Here is an 18,567-nt window from a genome sequence, read left to right on the forward strand (position 1 = left end):
CGTGACGCCCGGCGTGGCGGCCGAGGAGGCGGCGTACGGCCTCGCGGGTCAGGCGTCGGGGCGCAGGTGCTGGAACGCCTCGAGGTTCTTCGTCGACTCCCCGTGCGAGAGACGCCACTCCCACTCCTTGCGGATCGACGTGGCGAAGCCGAGGTCGAGGAGCGTGTTGAAGGAGTTGTCGGCGACGTTGAGCACGGTGCCGAGGATCCGGTCGAGGTCCTCGGTCGTCACGCTGCTCAGCGGCAGGCGCGCGTCGAGGTAGATGTCGCCGTCCTTGTCGACGGCGAACGCGACGGCGTACAGGCGAAGGTTCTTCTCCAGCAGCCAGCGGTAGACGCCGACATGGTTCTCGTCGGGATTGCGGCAGACGAAGGCGTGAATGCCGAGCGCGTGCGGGCCGAGGTCGAGGCGGACCGGCGTCTGCAGCTTCTTCTCGCCGGGCAGCGCGAAGGAGAGCTGTCCGGGGACCTTCTCGTCGTAGTCCAGGCCGCTGTCGTCGAGCCAGGCCCGCACGACGGCTGCGGCCTCCTCGGGGATCTGGTTCGCCAGCCCGGCGAAGTCATCCACCGGCTCGGCGGGCAGGTCAGCGGGCAGATCGTTCGGCAGGTTCTCGGGCAGGTCCGCAGATGACGTCATCCGACAGCCAGCTCCTCACGCATCAGGCGGGCCGCCTGCTCGTAGACCTCGAGCGTGCGGTCCGCGGTGTGTTCCCACGAGAAGTGTCGCGCCTGCTCACGCGCACCGATCGCGAGGTTCAGCTCGAGGACAGGATCCTCGATGATCCGGCGCAGGGCTCCTGCCCAGTCGCGCGGCTCGTGGGTGGCCACGAGGAGGCCCGAGTGCCCCTGCCGTACGACGGTCGGGAGCCCGCCGACGTCGGCGGCGACGACCGGGGTCCCCGTCGCCTGGGCCTCGACCGCGACGAGCCCGAAGGACTCGTTGTAGGACGGCACGGCGACGAGGGTCGCGGCGGCCATCCACAGGGCCAGGTCTGGCTGGCTGACCGGCGGCACGAACCGCACCACGTCGTCGATGCGGAGGTCGCGCGCGAGGTCGGCGAGGGCGGTGGGATGCTCCAGGCCAGAGCCCGACGGACCACCGACGACGGGCACGACGAGCCGGGAACGCAAGTCGGGCGACTCGGCGAGAAGGACCGCGACGGCACGCAGCAGCACGTCGGGGGCCTTCAGCGGCTGGATCCGGCCTGCGAAGAGCAGCACGTGCGCGTCGACCGGCAGACCGAGGGCTTCGCGCGCAGCGGCCTTCTCGACAGGGCGGAAGCGATGGAGATCGACACCGGGGTGCACGACCTCGACGCGGCCCGGCTCGGCGTCGTACAGGTTGATCAGCTGCTTGGCCTCGATGTCGGTGTTGGCGATCAGCACGTCGGCGGTCTCGACCACCTGCTCCTCACCGATGACGCGCGCGGCCGGCTCGGGGGTGTCGCCCTCGGCGAGCGACTCGTTCTTGACCTTCGCCATCGTGTGCATCGAGTGCACCAGCGGCACGCCCCAGCGGTCGCGGGCGAGCGCCCCCACCTGGCCGGAGAGCCAGTAGTGGGAGTGGATGGCGGCGTAGAGACCGGGGCGCGCGGAGGCCTCGACGCGGAGGACCTCGCGAGCGAAGGTGCACATCTGGCCGGGGAGCTCGGTCTTGCCGAGTCCCTCGAACGGGCCGGCGTGGATGTTGCGAACCAGGATCCGCTCACCGACCTCGACGACCTGCGGGGCCCGGCTCGAGGTGGCGCGCGTGAAGATGTCGACGCCGATGCCCCGCTCGGCGAGGCGCCGGGAGAGCTCGAGGACGTAGACGTTCATGCCGCCCGCATCACCCGTGCCGGGCTGGTCCAGGGGGGAGGTGTGCATGCTGACCATCGCGATGCGGGTCATGCGTCCTCCTTCAGCCGTCAGCGCGCCCGGGTCCGAGGTGCCAGGGCTCCAGCGGCGACAACCACGTACCCCCTGCGCGCATTCCCCACGCGACCACGACTCCCACCTCGTGTGACCACAACTCCCCCTTCGGCGCCGAGGTGGGGCTTGTGGCGCGCCGAGGTGGGGCTTGTGGCGCGCCGAGGTGGGGCTTGTGGTCAGGCGAAGACGATGGTGCGGACGCCGACCATGAGCACCCGGTCCTCGGCGTGCCGGGCGACCGCACGCGAGAGCACCAGCCGCTCGACGTCGCGGCCATGGGCGACGAGCTGCTCGGCGGTCCAGGCGTGGTCGACGCGGGTCACGTCCTGCTCGATGATCGGCCCCTCGTCGAGGTCCGCGGTGACGTAGTGCGCGGTCGCGCCGATCAGCTTCACGCCACGCGCGTGGGCCTGATGGTAAGGCCGGGCACCCTTGAAGCCGGGCAGGAAGGAGTGGTGGATGTTGATGATCCGGCCCGACAGCTGCGCGCACAACGCGTCGGAGAGCACCTGCATGTAGCGGGCCAGCACCACGAAGTCGACGTCGTGCTCCTCGACCAGCTCGAGCAGCCGCGCCTCGGCATCCGGCTTGTTCGAGGGCGTCACCGGCACGTGCACGAACGGGATGCCATGGCGCTCCGCGATCGGCTGCAGGTCCGTGTGATTGGAGACGATCACCGGGATGTCGACCGGAAGCTCGCCGTTCTCCCAGCGGTAGAGCAGGTCGAGCAGGCAGTGGTCGGCCTTGCTCACCATCAGCAGCACCCGCCGCCGCTGCGCCGCGGGCCGCAGCGTGATCGTCACGTCGTACGCCGCGAGCGCCTCGTCGACGATGCTCCGCACCGCACCGACGTCCGCCAGGGGACTGTCGAACTCCGTGCGCATGATGAACGTGCCGGTGTCGGGGTCGGAGTACTGCTTGTTGTCGACGATGTTGCCCTGCGCCTGCACCACGCCCTCGGCGAAGGCGCGGATGATGCCGGGCTGGTCGGAGCAGCGAAGGGTGAGCACGTAGCGGTCCATGGCGGACCCCATCATGCTGTACGCCGCTTGAATGCCGCCTCCGCGCGACCCCAGGCCTGCCACGCGAGGACGCCCGCGGCGAGCGAAAGGACAGTGGCGAGCAGCGGGATCCGGTGCTCGAGGTGGGGGTAGACCTCCCAGTGGACGAGGTAGATCCACATGGACGCCGACGCGAGCACGCCGGCCGTCCGCGCCACCCGGTCGGGCACCTGCACCTGCCGCACCCAGGTCAGCGCGACGATGCCGAGGACGATGTAGGCCTCGCGCCCGGGCTCGCCGAGGAAGAAGCCGACGGTGCCGACCGCCGCGAGTGCGGTCAACAGGAGCCTTTGGCCGACCGTGGTCGCACCTGCAGCCGCCCAGCCGAGCGCGAAGAGCCAGAAGACCGTGTGCGGCTCGTGGAGGAAGTCGCCACCCCCGATGCCCATCGGGCCGACTGACAGGCTGCGCTCGACGACGTCGAAGCCCCCCTCCTCCGCGTCGTACGCCGTGGTGCGCAGCGCGAACCGCGGCAGCAGGCCGGCAACAGCGAGGCCAAGAGGAAGCGCGAACGGGTGTCGTCGGGCCACCCGCGAGACCGCGGGCACCGCGAGCACGAGCGTGGCGACCGCGGTGAGGACGACCGCCACCTCGATGAACCAGTAGCGCCACATCGGGTTCTCCCACTCCCCTGGCCCGGTGAGCCAGTTGAGCAGGAAGATCTGCTTCCAGGTGACGCCCTGGTGGTAGGTCGCGACGACGCCGATGACGAGCATGGCCGGCAGCACGATCCTGGCCAGGCTGCGTGCAACGGCGCGCGTGCGCTCGACCCGCGGAAGGGCCGCGTGGAAGCGCGCGAAGTTGAAGCCGAGCACGGCGAAGAGGGTGTGCGCGCCGCCGAGCAGCACGAAGAGGTTGGCGTGGGTGCCGACGATGCTGACGATCGCGAGGGCCCGCAGCAGCACGCTGGTCTCGACCGTACGGCGCGCCCCGAGCAGGCGCGCCAGCCCCCGGGGCGGCGCAGCCCGGCGCAGACGCGTGGCGTGCGGCAGCGCCGCGCCGGCGAGGTCGGCCGCGGTGCGGGCGGTCCAGTCGGCAGGCAGCGTGCCGAGCAGCTGCTCGAGCCGGAGCGACGCCTCGACGTACGAGAGCGAGTCGCCGCCGAGGGCGCGGAAGGAGTGGTCGGGGGTGGCCGCCTTGCCGAGCAGCTCACCGAAGATCGCGGCGACGTGGCGGCCGCTGACGCTGCGAGGCACTTCGCGCGTCGCGGTGGCGGCACCCGAGGCGGCGACCGTGCGGTAGTCGACCTTGCCGTTGGGCAGCCGCGGGAGGTCGGCGGGCGTGACGACGCGGACGCCTGCGGCCGGCAGGCCGGTCACCTCGCGCACCGCCGCGCGCACCGCCGTGGTGTCGACGGCTGCGGCCCCGGCGGCGACCGCGACGACGAGGGCGTCTCCGCCGTCGGCAACGGCTGCGACGATCCCGTCGGCAAGGAGGGAGCGCTCGACCCGGTCGAGGTCGACGCGGAGGCCGAAGACCTTCGCGATCCGCGAGCAGCGACCGACCACCTCGAAGAGGCCGTCGTCGCGCTGCCGGCCCAGGTCGCCCGTGCGCAGTTCGTGGACCGTGCGGCCCAGCGCCAGCTCCTCGGGCGTCGTGGCGTAGCCGAGCATGACGTTGTCACCGCGGTAGACGAGCTCGCCGATCTCCGGATCGCTCTCCAGATCGGGCCGCGGCTCGACGGTGAGGGAGCCGCCCGGGATCGGGATGCCGATCGTCTCGGCGGCGGTCTCGGCGAGGTGCGGAGGCAGCCAGGCCATGCGCGCGGTGGCCTCGGTCGCGCCGTACATGACGACGAGGTCCCAGCCGTTGGCCGCTCCGCGCGCTGCGTGGCGGCGTACGGCGTCGGGAGCGAGCTTGCCACCGGCCTGGGTCAGGTAGCGCAGCGTCGGCAGCTCCGCGCCGGTGAACCCGAGCGCGTCGAGCATCTCGAAGGTGTGCGGTACGCCGGGGAACGTCGTCACCCCGGTGGCGCGCGCCTCCTCCCAGAACGCCGGTTCGGTCACGCTGCGACCGGTCAGGTGGACGGTGGCCCCCGCGACGAGGTGACTGTGCACGACGCTCAGTCCGTAGCAGTAGTGGATCGGGAGGGTGGTCGCGGCGACGTCGGTGTCGCGGATGCCCAGGTAGTCGGCGATCGCGCGGGCGTTGGCGAGCAGGTTGGTGTGGCTGAGTCGGACCAGCTTGGGGCTGCCGGTGCTGCCGCTCGTCGAGAGCAGCAGCGCGAGGTCCGGGTGGAGGTCGTGCGCGCTGGTGTCGCGCAGCGTGTGCAGGCGGCCGTCCCAGACCACGTCCGGGTCGTACGCCGCGGCGAGGGCGTCGCGCGCGGCGCCCGGGCCGGTGAGGAGCACGGGGCTGCCGGCCGCGACCGAGCCGAGCCAGGCGACGAGCGTGTCGGTGTCGTTGCGGCCCTCGAGGAGCACCAGGCGGCGGACCGGGCCGAGGGTGGCGGCGAAGGTGGCGACCCGGCCGGCCAGGTCGGCGTACGTGATGCCGTCGTCGGCTCCCTCTCCGCGCAACGCGACGCGCTCGCCGTGGGCGGCGAGCATGCGCACGAGCGGTGCGACGCGGCGTTCACCGGCCGACCGCTCGAGGGGATGGACGACGGACATGTCCGAATTCTAGAAGGCAAGGCTTACCAAAGTCGCCGCGATCTGCGTCACGCGCAAGTGGGAGGAAGGCGACAGATCTCCTTACACTTCGCGCACCGACGAAGGAGAACCGTGCGCCGCCTCATCATCACCTTGTGCCTGCTGCTGGCGGGGGCGGGCTTCTCCCTCCCCCTGCCTGCCTCCGCGGCCTCGACCTCGGTCACGACGGTGGCGATGTGGGGCGAGCCTGACACCTGGACCGGCGGCGCCAGCTTCTTCTGGCGGGGCGACCTCGGGCAGGTGCAGTCCCGGATCGCGGGCGAGGAGATCCAGGTCTGGACGGAGCCACGCGACGCTGAGCACGCGTTCGCCCTGATCCTCCAGCCCCAGGCCGGCACCACCTTCGTCCCCGGCGACTACAGCGCCGCGGAGGACCCGCTGGTGACGACGCGCGCCCGCGTCAGCCTCAGCCTCGGCAGCAGCGGCTGCCACGAGCAGCGCATGCGCTTCCGGATCCACCTGATCGACACGGCCGCGGGCCGCCTCCACCTGACCTGGCAGCACAGGTGCGGCATCTGGAACGCCTGGACGACCGGCGAGATCCGCGTCGGCATCCCCGGCGACAGCGACCTCCTCACCTCCGCCAAGCGGCTCACCTTCCGCGACACCCATCCAGGGCTGTCGACGCACACGCACCGGGTCCGCGTCGCGAACACGAGCGAGCGCACCGTTCACCTCACCGGTGCCTCCGTCAGCGGCAGCGGCTTCCGTCTGGTCTCCAGCAGCTGCGGCACGCTGGCGGCGGGCACCAGCTGCTCCGTCGGTGTTGCGTTCCGACCGACGGCGCCAGGCGCACACACCGGCCGGCTGACGCTGGCCGCGGACACCGCAGCCGGCACGCACACGGTCTCCCTCACCGGCATCGGGATCGCCGGACTGACCCGTTGGAGCACACGGAGCCAGCCCGACAGCTCACTCGGCCGCGGACTCGACGAGACATACCGGCCGCCCGCGATGTTCACGACCGACGGAGAGCCGGGAGGAGTCCGCGTCGACATCGACCGCGAGGTGGGTGTCGACCTCACCGCACCCGTCGGCCAGACGCTCGCCGCCGGCACGACGTACCGCCTCGCGCAGCGCTTCGCCGACGAGACGCATGCCGGTCTCGACATGTCCGCACACAGCCGCGGATGCAACACCTCGACCGGCGAGTTCACCGTCCACGAGATCGCCTTCGACGGCTGGGGCGACCTCGCGCGGCTGAGCGCCTCGTGGAAGGGGCGCTGCACCGAGGACTCGGGGTGGCTCTACGGCACGGTTGCCTGGCACGCCTCGGTCGCACCCCCTCCCCTGCCGCCCCGGCTCACGGTCGGCACCGACGCCACGACGTACACCCACAACGCGGCTGCGCGGGTCGCCGTCCGCGTCACCAACGACACGCCATACCGCCGGGTCCGGCTCTACCAGCGCCCCCTCGGCGGCGCGGAGTCGTACGTCGGCACGGCGACCGTCGACTCCACGGGCCGCGCCCTCTTCGCGGTGCCATCGCTGCGCCGCCGAACGACCTTCCGCGCGGTCTCCGCGAGCACCCCCGACCATGTGGAGGGCACCCGCACGGTTGCGGTGCGCGCCCGTGTCACGCACGCGATCGTGGGTGCCTACGACCGCCGTGACGGGTGGTACCTCGTTCACGACCACACGGGACGGATCTGGGACCGCGCCACGGTGGCACCCAACCATGCCGGCGACTGCATCGACTTCGAGCTGCAGCGGCTCGTGAACGGCAGCTGGCGGCGCATCGAGCTCTCCGACTGCCTGGACCGCCTCGACGCCACCAGCACAGCCCGTCGCGACTGGCTCAACGGCACGTGGCAGGCGGGGCACCGGTTGCGCATGCGGCCGATCTGGCGCGGGGACATCGTGAGCGCGGCGCAGGCGGGTCCGTGGGTGAGGTTCCGGATCACCCAGTAGCGAGGATCTGGCAGACTCCCCCGCATGCAGACGATCGGTCTTGTCGGTGGCATGAGCTGGGAGTCCAGCGCGGAGTACTACAAGCTGCTCAACACGGGCGTGGAGTCACGCCTGGGCGGCCTGCACTCGGCCAAGACGGTGATGGCGTCGGTCGAGTTCGCCGAGCTGACGGCCCTCCAGGAAGAAGAGCGCTGGGACGACGTCGCCGCGATCCTGGCCAACGCCGCGCGCGGCGTCGAGGCCGCTGGCGCCGACTTCCTGATGCTCTGCACGACGACGTTCCACCGCGTGGCCGAGCAGGTCTCGGACGCAGTCGACATCCCGCTTCTCCACCTGGGTGACGTCGTGGCGTCGGCGGTCAAGGACCAGGGCATCGAGAAGGTCGCCCTGATCGGCACCACCTTCGCGATGTCGCGCACGTTCTTCACCGATCGCATCGCCTCCCACGGCCTCGAGGTGATCGTGCCCTCGGCGGAGCACCACGAGGAGATCAACCGCGTCATCTACGACGAGCTGGTCCACGGCAAGGTCGTCGACTCCTCGCGCAAGCGGGCCGTCAAGCTCATCGACAGCCTGTGGGAGCAGGGCGCCGGCGGCGTCATCCTCGGTTGCACCGAGCTCGAGCTGCTCGTGAAGCAGTCCGACGTCGATGTCCCCGTCTTCCCCGGCACCACGCTGCACGTCGGCGCCGCGCTCGACCGCGCCCTCGCCTGACTCCGTGGCCTCCCCGCCGAGGTGGGGCTTGTGGTCAGTCGAGGTGGGGCTTGTGGTCAGGCCTGCAGCTGCGCTGCTGCCTTCAATCGCCTCGGCAGAGCCGAGCAAGCTCGGTCTGCGCCGCGTGACGCTTCTTGATCAGGCCTCCGGCGTGCCCTGGTGGAAGCGCTGCACCCAGGTGTGACCTGCCCGCAGCCAGAGTGAGCTGCGCAGGCTCGAGCCGCTCACGCTGACCGAGCGCCAGAGCAGCAGGATGGCACCTGGCGCGAGGCGCTCGATGCTGACGACATCGAGGCTGGTCTCCTCCTTGAGCGGAGCGATCTCGCTGAGCAGCTCCTCGCGCGTCCACACCCGGCCCGAGGCGCCGATCTCGGACCAGTCGGGGTGCAGCAGGCCGGCGACGGCGGCCGGGTCGCGGCGTACCTCATCGGTGAGGAGGGAGCGCTCGAGCGCCACCACCTGCTCCTCGTCGGTCATGACGACCTGACCGAAGAGGTCCGGCTCCGGCTCGATCACCGTCGGGGCGTACGCCGCGTGCGCCCCGCCGCGCGCCGCCTCCGCGACACCGGTGCCGCTGTAGCCGGGCCCCGGGTCGGGCGCGACGCCGAGCTTCCAGGACGCGGCGGCGGCGTTCGCGAGCTTGTCGGCGGCCTCGTTGAGCTCGTGGCCGGCGTGGCCCTTGACCCACTCGAAGCGGACGTTGGGACGCATCGCGGCATCGAGCGCCTTCATGATCTCGACGTTCATGACCGGCTTGCCGTCGGCCTTCTTCCAGCCCTTGCGCTTCCAGCCCGGCATCCACTTCGTGATCGAGTCGATCGCGTAGCGGCTGTCGCAGTAGACCAGCAGGTCCTCGTCGAGGTGCGCGGTCTGCTGGAGCAGGTCGAGGACGCCGGTCAGCTCCCCCATGTTGTTGGTGCCGTGCGCCCAGCCGCCGCAGGCCCAGTGCTCCTCGTCGACGTACCACGCCCAGCCCGCCGGGCCGGGGTTGCCGAGGGCCGAACCGTCTGCTGCCGCGATGATCGTCACGGGCGCACATCCTTCCATGACCACAACTCCCTTCTCGCGTGACCACAAGCCACACTTCGGCGCGCCACGAGGCCCACCTCGGCATACTCGAAGGCATGGCGGATGACGAGCGGCAGCGGATGCGCAAGAGCTCCTTCGGCCGTACGGCGCGGCTCGCGGCCCTGCCTGCGGCGTACGCCGGTCGCACGGCCCTCGGGGTCGGCAAGCGGATCGGCGGAAAGCCGGCGGAGGCGGTGCTGAGCGAGGTGCAGCGGCGCACCGCGGATCAGCTCTTCACCGTCCTGGGCGAGCTCAAGGGCGGCGCGATGAAGCTCGGCCAGGCGCTGTCGATCTTCGAGTCGGCGCTGCCGGAGGAGATCGCGGGGCCGTATCGCGAGGTGCTGACCAAGCTGCAGGACGCTGCGCCCCCGATGACGATCCGGATGCTCGACGAGGTGCTCTCCGAGGAGCTCGGACCGGGCTGGCGCGAGGAGTTCGCGAGCTTCGACGACGGGCCCGCAGCGGCTGCCAGCCTGGGCCAGGTGCACAAGGCCGTCTGGTCCGACGGCACGCCCGTCGCGGTCAAGGTGCAGTACCCCGGCGCCGCCAAGGCGCTCGCCTCCGACCTGCGCACGCTCTCCCGCGTGGCCCGGCTGATCGGGCTGCTCGCCCCCGGTGTCGACATCAAGCCGCTGCTCGAGGAGATCGCCGACCGCGCCCAGGAGGAGCTCGACTACGAGCTCGAGGCCTCGGCCCAGCGGGTCTTCGCCGCGGAGTTCGCCGGCGACGCGTCGGTCACGGTGCCGTCGGTCATCCACGCCAGCCGCCGCGTGCTCATCACGACCTGGCTCGACAGCCCGCACTCGCTCGCCCACGTCATCAAGGCCGGCACCCCCGAGGAACGCCGCCGCGTCGGCGAGCAGTACGCCCGCTTCCTGATCAGCGGTCCCGCACGCACCGGCCTGCTCCACGCGGATCCCCACCCGGGCAACTTCCGGGTGATGACGGACGGCCGGCTCGGCGTCGTCGACTTCGGCGCGGCCGCGCGCCTGCCCGACGGCCTGCCGGCGCCCCTCGGCGGCCTGCTGCGGCTGGCCGCGGAGGACGACTGGGAGGGCGTGGCCGACGAGATGCGCGCCCAGGGCTGGCTGCTCCCCCACACCCGCTTCGAGAGCGACGCGCTGCGCGACTACCTGCGACCCCTGCTGGCACCTGCCCGTGAGCCCGTCTTCTCCTTCTCGCGCGACTGGCTGCGGGGAGAGGCCACCCGGGTCGCGATCCCGACCCCGGAGAACCTGAGCCGCGCGTTCAAGATCAACCTGCCGCCGGAGTACATGCTGATCCACCGGGTCTGGATGGGCGGCATCGGCGTCCTGTGCCAGCTCGAGGTGGAGATCGGCTTCCGCGGCCTGCTCGAGGAGCACGCGCCCGGCTTCGCCTGACGGTGGTGCGCACTCACTCGTCCACCCATGGCCACTCGCCGTACGACGGGTGGCCACTCGCCGGCAACACGTGCGCACTCACAGGCGACGAGGGCGTGCGCCATGTCACGCCGTACGGCCTCTGCACGATTCGGAGAGGCCGCCCTCCCGCCGATAGACTCGCGCGGTTGCCCATCTGTCCGGGCAGCCTTCCCTGAAGCGAAACGAGTCGCCACCGCATGTCCGCAGCCACCCGCAACGACCTCCGCAACGTCGCCATCGTTGCCCACGTCGACCACGGCAAGACGACCCTCGTCGACGCCATGCTCAAGCAGGGCGGTGCGTTCAGCGCCCACCACATGGAGTCGGGTGTGGACGACCGGGTCATGGACTCCGGCGACCTCGAGCGCGAGAAGGGCATCACGATCCTCGCGAAGAACACCGCGATCTCCTACAACGGTGAGCACGCGCCCGAGGGCGGCATGGTCATCAACATCATCGACACCCCCGGTCACGCCGACTTCGGTGGCGAGGTCGAGCGCGGCCTGTCGATGGTCGACGGCATCGTCCTCCTCGTCGACGCGTCCGAGGGCCCGCTCCCGCAGACCCGCTTCGTGCTGCGCAAGGCGCTCAACGCCGACATGCCGGTCGTCCTGGTCGTCAACAAGACCGACCGCTCCGACGCCCGCATCGACGAGGTCGTCGACGAGTGCTACGAGCTCTTCATGGACCTGCTCGACGACTCCCACAGCCACGACGCGCTCGACTTCCCGGTCATCTACGCCTCGGGCAAGGCCGGCATCGCCTCCACCGAGAAGCCGGACAACGGCACGCTCCCCGCGGGTGAGAACCTCGAGCCGCTCTTCAAGACGATCCTCGACACCATCCCCGCTCCGACGTACGACGACGAGGCGCCGCTGCAGGCCCACGTCACCAACCTCGACGCGTCGCCGTTCCTCGGCCGTCTCGCGCTGCTCCGCATCAAGCAGGGCACGCTGAAGAAGGGCCAGCAGGTCGCCTGGATGAAGGCCGACGGCACCATCAAGAACATGAAGCTCACCGAGCTCCTGATCACCGAGGGCCTCGAGCGCGTCCCCGGCGAGCAGGCCGGCCCGGGTGACATCGTCGCCATCGCGGGCATCCCGGACATCATGATCGGCGAGACGATCGCCGACCCGGAGAACCCGATCGCGCTCCCGCTGATCAAGGTCGACGACCCGGCGATCTCGATGACCATCGGCACCAACACCTCGCCGCTCGTCGGCAAGGTCAAGGGCGCCAAGGTCACCGCCCGCATGGTCAAGGACCGCCTCGACTCCGAGCTCATCGGCAACGTGTCGCTCAAGGTCCTCCCGACCGAGCGCCCCGACGCCTGGGAGGTCCAGGGCCGTGGCGAGCTGGCGCTCGCGATCCTCGTCGAGCAGATGCGTCGTGAGGGCTACGAGCTGACCGTCGGCAAGCCGCAGGTCGTCACGCAGGAGATCGACGGCAAGCGCCACGAGCCCGTCGAGCGCCTCACGATCGACGCCCCGGAGGAGTACCTCGGCGCGATCACCGAGCTCCTCGCCGTCCGCAAGGGCCGTATGGAGAACATGACCAACCACGGCACCGGCTGGGTCCGCATGGACTTCGTCGTCCCCGCCCGTGGCCTGATCGGCTTCCGCACCGACTTCCTCACCGAGACCCGCGGCACCGGCATGGCGTCGTCGATCTCCGAGGGCATGATGCCGTGGGCCGGCGAGATCCGCGCCCGCAACAACGGCTCGCTCGTCGCGGACCGCGCCGGTGCGGCCACCGCGCACGCCATGACGTCCCTGCAGGAGCGCGGCACGATCTTCGTGAAGCCGGGCACCGAGGTCTACGAGGGCATGATCATCGGCGAGAACTCCCGCCAGGACGACATGGACGTCAACATCACCAAGGAGAAGCAGCAGACCAACATCCGGTCCGCGACCTCCGACAACTTCGAGAAGCTCACCCCGCCGAAGGAGCTCTCGCTCGAGCAGTGCCTGGAGTTCTGCCGCGACGACGAGTGCGTCGAGGTCACCCCGGAGATGACCCGCATCCGCAAGGTCGTCCTCGACAAGAACGAGCGGGCGAAGGCGGCGAGCCGAGCGCGTAAGGCGTGAGGAAGAGCCTCGTAGCGAGGAACGAGCGGAGAGGTTCTTCCGCGCGTCTTCTGCGAGGCGAAGCCGCCGCCCGAGCGAAGCGAGGGCAGGCGGCTTCGCGGGCCCGCAAGGGCTGATCCGTCGTACGCCGAGGGGCGCTGCATCCGGTTGGATGCGGCGCCCCTTCGCGCATCCCCCGCTCGACGTACAGCTCTGTCGTCAGATGCCACCCATGACCCGGCGGTCGATGCCGGGAGCATGGTTGCTGTACGTCGTCTGGGGGCCGAGGGCGACCACGTCGCGCAAGACGTCGCGCACGTAGTCCGGCTTGCCCATGACGTCCTCGTACACGAACCGCACCACGCGCCACGCTGCCCGCACCATCGCGGTGTAGCGCCGGCAGTCGTAGCGGAAGGCGGACTTCTCGGTGTGGAACTCGTGGGACTCCGCCTCGATGACCAGGCGCAGGCGTTTGTCGACCAGGTCTCCGTGACCGATGCCGTCGACGTCACCCTGCGGCTCCAGCTCGAGGCCCGGCACCGCGGACGCTGTCCAGCGGAGCACGCTCTCGAAGGGGTTTGCGGCCCTGCCGTCGGCCATGGTCGCGAGGCGTAGAGCCCTCGGACGCTGGTAGGCGGGACCCTCCTCGAGCGCCGCGATCAGCGCCGGGCGATCCACCCGACGACTGCGGATCGCCGAGTCCGCGACGCAGAGTGCATCGGGTTCGGGCAGCCACCGCAGGCAGTCGACGACCGTGCGCAGCGGCGACGTCACGCGCCCGTCGTACACCTCCTCGTCGGGAATCCGCGACCACCGGATGACGAGTCCGGCACGATCGAGCCCCGGGCGCTTCCACCCACGCCGGAAGAGCACCCAGGGCTCGCTGGGCTGCTCCTTCAGCGCCCACCCCCAGTACGCCGCGGCGCTCGGGCCGGCGAGGATCCCACCCACCCGGGCGGCAGCCGCGAGTCCCTCGGCGGCAGTGGGCAATGCGTAGCGACGCGGACCCGACCGGAGGATCACGCCGGCCCGCACTGCCTTGCGGATCGCCCATGGGTCGCACGCAGCGCGGAGCTGTCCGGCGGTGGCCACGCCGCCGAAACGGGTCAGCACGCGCACCGGGTCGCCGGTCAGCTTCGTCATGGGGCAATCGTGGGGTGGCCGCGTGGGCGGGCGCGAACGGCTCTCCACAGGCCCCGCTCCCCCGTTCGACGTACACCGCGGTGCCGGCATGGCTCGGGCCCGCAGCCAGACCGCGGGGCCGAGCCGCTCGCCAGCCGCGGGTGTACGTCGAACGGGGAGGGGCTTGATCGCTGCCCGCGTCTCAGCGCCCGGGGACCGGGCGTACCCGCTCTGCACGGGCACGCCAGAATGGCCCGCAGCAGACCTCAGGAGGAGAGACAGATGCAGGTAGAGAACACCGCGGCGATCGTCACGGGTGGCGCGTCCGGCCTGGGTGCCGCGACCGCGAAGGCACTCGCCGAGAAGGGCGCGACGGTCTTCGCGTTCGACCTGGCCGGCTCGATCGAGAAGGCCCCCGAGGTGGCCGGTGTCCACTACGTGCCGGTCGACGTGACCGACGCCGAGCAGGTCCGCGAGGCCGTCGCGACGGCTGCCAACGCGGGCGTCCCGCTCCGCACCGTGGTCAACTGCGCCGGCGTCGGGACCGCCGGCCGGATCCTCAACAAGGACGGCTCGGTCGGCGACCTCGCCAAGTACGCGATGGTCGTCAACATCAACCTGGTCGGCTCCTACAACGTGCTCGCGCTCGCCGCCGAGCAGATCGCGAAGACCGCCCCGCTCGAGCACGACGCCCGCGGCGTCATCATCAACACCGCCTCCGTCGCCGCCTTCGAGGGCCAGGTCGGCCAGGCCGCCTACAGCTCGTCCAAGGGTGGCGTCGTCGGGCTCATGCTTCCCGCGGCGCGCGACCTCGCGACGTACGGCATCCGCGTCTGCACGATCGCACCGGGCATCGTGGAGACGCCCATGCTCGCCGGCGTCAACGAGGAGTTCCAGAAGACCCTCGCCGCGGGCGTCCCGTTCCCGAAGCGCCTCGGCCGTCCGGAGGAGTACGCCCAGCTCGCGACGTTCATCGTCGAGCACGACTACCTCAACGGTGAGGTCATCCGGATGGACGGCGCCATCCGGCTCGCCCCCCGCTGAGTTCCGAGGCGGCGTGAGTTCGCGCCGCCTCGGCACCCTGACCGTGCAGGTTCGCGCCGCCTCGGCACCCCCACCGTGCAGGTTCGCGCCGCCTCTACGTGGTGGGCGGCGGAGGTCGCACACAGGCGTGGCTAGGCTGCACGCGGTGGATGCCGCGGTCATCAGGCCGCGCACCCCACGACGTACGACGACGAAGGAGTGGGCATGGGCTGGCTGGTGACCGGAGGCGCGGGCTACATCGGTGCGCACGTGGTGCGGGCGTTCCAGGCTGCCGGCATCGAGGCGACCGTGCTCGACGACCTCTCGTCCGGCATCAGCTCCTTCGTGCCCGACGGCGTGCCGGTCGTCCGCGCGTCCCTGCTCGACCGCGCAGCCGTGCGTGAGGCGCTGCACGGGATCGACGGCGTGGTCCACGTCGCCGGCTTCAAGTACGCCGGAGTCTCGGTCCAGCGGCCGCTGCACACCTACGAGCAGAACGTCTCGGCGATGGTGATCCTGCTGCAGGAGATGCTCGAGGCCGGCGTCGACAAGCTGGTCTTCAGCTCCAGCGCAGCCACCTTCGGCGTTCCCGACGTCGACCTGGTCACCGAGACGACCGCGACGCGGCCGGAGTCGCCGTACGGCGAGAGCAAGCTGATCGGCGAGTGGCTGCTCGCGGACGTCGGCCGCGCGAACGGGCTCCAGCACACCAGCCTGCGCTACTTCAACGTGGTCGGCTCGGGCACGCCGGAACTCTACGACGCGAGCCCGCACAACCTCTTCCCCCTGGTCTTCGACGCGCTGGTCAACGGCCGCACCCCGAAGATCTTCGGCACTGACTACGACACGCCCGACGGCACCTGCGTCCGTGACTACATCCACGTCTCGGACCTCGCCGAGGCCCACGTCGCAGCGGCCCAGCGCCTCGCGGCGGGCCAGGAGATCGAGCCGATCTACAACCTCGGCAGCGGGGAGGGCTCCAGCGTCCGGCAGATCATGGACACCATCCGCGAGGTGACCGGCATCGACTTCGAGCCGGAGCTGCACCCGCGGCGTCCGGGCGACCCCGACCGGATCGTGGCGACGGGCGAGCTCGCCGCGCGCGACCTGGGCTGGCAGATGCGGCACACCCTCCAACAGATGGTGGCTTCGGCCTGGGAGGCGCGGCAGAAGGCCGGCGACTCCTACCCGGGCTGACCGGGCCACGTAGCGCGGCCGCTCCGGCCCTCTCCCCTCGGCCCGCGCGGTCCGCCTGACTGCCACATCGCCAGGCATCTGGCGTCCGACTTAGGTCTGGTCCGCTTGCTGCTCTCCGCTTGTATGCTCCACCCGTTCGGGGAGAACGACGTGGGCATGGGGCCCCGGAGGGAGTCGCATCATGGGGATGCGCAGGGACAGGGGCCTCGAGGGCCTTCGCGGAGCTGCCTGCCTCACGGTGGTCGTGGCCCACCTGGTGCTGCTCTACACGGTGATCGACGGCCGGGCTGCGTCCACGGTCGACGCCATCATCGGCGAGGGCCTGCTCGCCGCCAACCACGCGCTGACGTTCTTCTTCGCACTCTCGGGCTACCTGCTCTACAAGCCGTTCGCGACCTACCTGCTCGGCGGACCGCGCCGCCCGAGCATCCGGGCGTTCTACCGCAACCGCGTGCTGCGGGTCTTCCCCGGCTACTGGGTCATCCTCGCCGTCGCCGGATTCGTGCTCGGCGCGACCGTGGTCGAGACCAGTCAGCAGTCGGCCGGCGAGACCTACCAGACCGAGGCGATCGGCTACCTCACCAACCCGCTGCAGCTCTTCACCGACTTCACCCTGCTGCACGGCTACACGACCGAGGTGCCGCGCGGCATCCCGCCGTCGTGGTCGCTGGTGCCGGAGCTCGCGTTCTACGCGATCCTGCCGCTGCTCTTCCTGGCGGTGCTCCCGCTGCTGGCTAGCGGCCGCCGCTCGACGAAGCAGGACAGCCTGATGGCCGCCCTCCTGCCGGGTCTCCTGCTCGTCGTCGTGGGCCTGATCGGCTACGAGGTCGCCCACCACCTGCTCGTCGCGGACGCGCAGGGCATCCACGTCGAGACCGGTCCGTCCCGGCTCTACCACTCCTTCGTGGCGGTCTGCTCGGCGTTCGGCTACGGCATGATCGCGGCGGTCGTCGTCGCCCGCCTGGGCCAGGCCCCCGACCCCGTCGCCGTACGCCGCGTGCGCCGGGTCTGCGTCGCGCTGGTCGTGTTCGGCGTCGTCACCTACCTGCCGGCCCGTGTGCTCGGCCAGGACCTCGTCGTGATGGCCCCGGCAATGGCGGCGCTCATGCCCTATACGGTGCTCCCCCATCGCGGACGGCTCGCCGGGCTGTGGCTGAAGGTTGCGGAGTGGAAGCCGCTCGACCGCGCCGGCACCATCTCGCTGAGCCTCTACCTCTGGCACTACCCGGTCATGCTCTTCCTCGCAAAGCACTTCCCGGACCTGCGCTACACCAGCCTCGGCGGCTTCCTCGTCGCCGCCCTCGCGACGCTCCCGCTGTGCTGGGTGCTGTCCGAGGTGACCTACCGGTTCGTCGAGATGCCGGCGCTCGCCCGCAAGAAGGCCGTCGTGCCGACCAGCGAGACGGCGGTGCACGCGACCACACGTGCCTGAGGCTCTGGCAGAATCCGCGCCATGCCTTCTGCCCTCATCACGGGAATCACCGGCCAGGACGGTCCGTATCTCGCGGAACTCCTCCACGAGAAGGGCTACGACGTCTACGGCCTCATGCGCGGGCAGAACAACCCCAAGCGCGAGATGGTCGAGCGCGAGCTGCCGTTCGTCAAGATCCTGACCGGCGACCTCACCGACCAGTCCAGCCTGCTGCGGGCTCTGCGTGAGGCCCAGCCGGACGAGGTCTACAACCTCGGCGCGATCTCGTTCGTGGCGTACTCCTGGGAGAACGCCAAGGTCACCTCCGACGTGACCGGCATGGGCGTGCTCAACCTCCTCGAGGCGGTCCGCCTCCACTGCGGCGACGACCCGAAGAAGGTCCGCTTCTACCAGGCCTCCTCCTCCGAGATGTTCGGCAAGGTGCAGCAGGTGCCGCAGACCGAGGACACCCTTCTCTGGCCGCGCTCGCCCTATGGCGTGAGCAAGGTCTACGGCCACTACATGACGATCAACTACCGCGAGTCGTACGGCATGCACGCCTCGAGCGGCATCCTCTTCAACCACGAGTCACCGCGCCGCGGGCCCGAGTTCGTCACCCGCAAGGTGAGCCGAGCGGTCGCCCGCATCAAGCTCGGCCTGCAGGACGAGCTGGTCATGGGCAACCTCGACGCCCAGCGCGACTGGGGCTTCGCCGGTGACTACGTCGAGGCGATGTGGCTGATGCTCCAGCAGGAGAACGGCGACGACTACGTGGTCTCCACCGACGAGACACACACGATCCGCGAGCTCCTCGACCTCGCCTTCGCGCACGTCGGGATCGACGACTGGGAGCGCTACGTGCGCCAGGACCCGGCGTTCATGCGTCCGGCCGAGGTCGACCTGCTCATCGGCGACTCCACCAAGGCCCGTGAGGTCCTCGGCTGGAAGCCGAAGGTCTCCTTCCCCGAGCTGGTCGCGATGATGGTCGACTCCGACCTCGCCGAGCAGAAGAAGCTCGCCGGCCTCTGAC

At 70.8% G+C, this 18,567-nt stretch carries 14 protein-coding genes; 8 read left to right on the top strand and 6 right to left on the bottom strand.

The window, feature by feature from the left end:
- Positions 1–48: 48 nt before the first annotated feature.
- From VLF38_RS04475 to VLF38_RS04490, 4 genes are all read right to left on the bottom strand, one after another.
- Positions 49–636: a YbjN domain-containing protein gene (locus VLF38_RS04475; RefSeq protein ID WP_414689363.1), complete on the bottom strand. Its 588-nt coding sequence runs from the start codon at positions 634–636 to the stop codon at positions 49–51.
- The gene (gene mshA / locus VLF38_RS04480) at positions 633–1,889 is read right to left on the bottom strand and encodes a D-inositol-3-phosphate glycosyltransferase (RefSeq protein WP_325270083.1); all 1,257 of its coding nucleotides are present in this window, start codon (positions 1,887–1,889) and stop codon (positions 633–635) included. Before mshA ends, VLF38_RS04475 begins: the two co-directional genes overlap by 4 nt.
- Positions 1,890–2,086: 197 nt before the next feature.
- On the bottom strand, positions 2,087–2,932 hold the full coding sequence (purU, locus tag VLF38_RS04485) for a formyltetrahydrofolate deformylase (protein ID WP_325270084.1): 846 nt from the start codon (positions 2,930–2,932) through the stop codon (positions 2,087–2,089).
- A gap of 11 nt (positions 2,933–2,943) precedes the next feature.
- On the bottom strand, positions 2,944–5,583 hold the full coding sequence (locus VLF38_RS04490) for an AMP-binding protein (RefSeq protein ID WP_325270085.1): 2,640 nt from the start codon (positions 5,581–5,583) through the stop codon (positions 2,944–2,946).
- Between the two features lie 111 nt (positions 5,584–5,694).
- Here VLF38_RS04490 and VLF38_RS04495 point away from each other — a divergent pair, with 111 nt between their 5' ends.
- Complete coding sequence (locus tag VLF38_RS04495) at positions 5,695–7,533, top strand: choice-of-anchor D domain-containing protein (RefSeq protein ID WP_325270086.1); 1,839 nt, start codon at positions 5,695–5,697, stop codon at positions 7,531–7,533.
- 24 nt (positions 7,534–7,557) lie between these two features.
- Positions 7,558–8,247 (top strand): aspartate/glutamate racemase family protein, encoded by a 690-nt coding sequence (locus VLF38_RS04500; protein WP_325270087.1) that lies wholly within the window; start codon positions 7,558–7,560, stop codon positions 8,245–8,247.
- Positions 8,248–8,385: 138 nt separating this feature from the next.
- On the opposite strand, the gene VLF38_RS04505 is transcribed toward VLF38_RS04500, so the two are convergent.
- On the bottom strand, positions 8,386–9,276 hold the full coding sequence (locus VLF38_RS04505) for a ribonuclease HI family protein (RefSeq protein WP_325270088.1): 891 nt from the start codon (positions 9,274–9,276) through the stop codon (positions 8,386–8,388).
- Positions 9,277–9,371: 95 nt separating this feature from the next.
- On the opposite strand from VLF38_RS04505, the gene VLF38_RS04510 reads away from it, so the two are divergent.
- Positions 9,372–10,697, top strand: a complete 1,326-nt coding sequence (locus tag VLF38_RS04510; RefSeq protein ID WP_325270089.1) for an AarF/ABC1/UbiB kinase family protein — start codon at positions 9,372–9,374, stop codon at positions 10,695–10,697.
- Positions 10,698–10,915: 218 nt separating this feature from the next.
- On the top strand, positions 10,916–12,805 hold the full coding sequence (gene typA, locus VLF38_RS04515; RefSeq protein ID WP_325270090.1) for a translational GTPase TypA: 1,890 nt from the start codon (positions 10,916–10,918) through the stop codon (positions 12,803–12,805).
- A 198-nt stretch (positions 12,806–13,003) separates the two neighbouring features.
- Here the strand turns inward: typA and VLF38_RS04520 are convergent, their stop codons facing one another.
- Positions 13,004–13,927, bottom strand: a complete 924-nt coding sequence (locus VLF38_RS04520) for a hypothetical protein (RefSeq protein WP_325270091.1) — start codon at positions 13,925–13,927, stop codon at positions 13,004–13,006.
- A gap of 261 nt (positions 13,928–14,188) precedes the next feature.
- On the opposite strand from VLF38_RS04520, the gene VLF38_RS04525 reads away from it, so the two are divergent.
- The 4 genes from VLF38_RS04525 (at position 14,189) to VLF38_RS04540 (ending at position 18,566) form a co-directional block, all read left to right on the top strand.
- Entirely contained in the window at positions 14,189–14,950 is a 762-nt protein-coding gene (locus tag VLF38_RS04525; protein WP_325270092.1) for an SDR family NAD(P)-dependent oxidoreductase, read from the top strand.
- A gap of 204 nt (positions 14,951–15,154) precedes the next feature.
- Positions 15,155–16,126, top strand: coding sequence for a UDP-glucose 4-epimerase GalE (gene galE / locus VLF38_RS04530; protein ID WP_325270093.1), 972 nt, complete (start codon positions 15,155–15,157; stop codon positions 16,124–16,126).
- A 181-nt stretch (positions 16,127–16,307) separates the two neighbouring features.
- Positions 16,308–17,558: an acyltransferase gene (locus VLF38_RS04535; RefSeq protein WP_325270094.1), complete on the top strand. Its 1,251-nt coding sequence runs from the start codon at positions 16,308–16,310 to the stop codon at positions 17,556–17,558.
- A gap of 21 nt (positions 17,559–17,579) precedes the next feature.
- The gene (locus tag VLF38_RS04540) at positions 17,580–18,566 is read left to right on the top strand and encodes a GDP-mannose 4,6-dehydratase (protein ID WP_325270095.1); all 987 of its coding nucleotides are present in this window, start codon (positions 17,580–17,582) and stop codon (positions 18,564–18,566) included.
- Position 18,567 lies beyond the last annotated feature (1 nt).

The sequence above is a fragment of the Nocardioides sp. genome (assembly GCF_035481145.1).
Lineage (GTDB): Bacteria > Actinomycetota > Actinomycetes > Propionibacteriales > Nocardioidaceae > Nocardioides.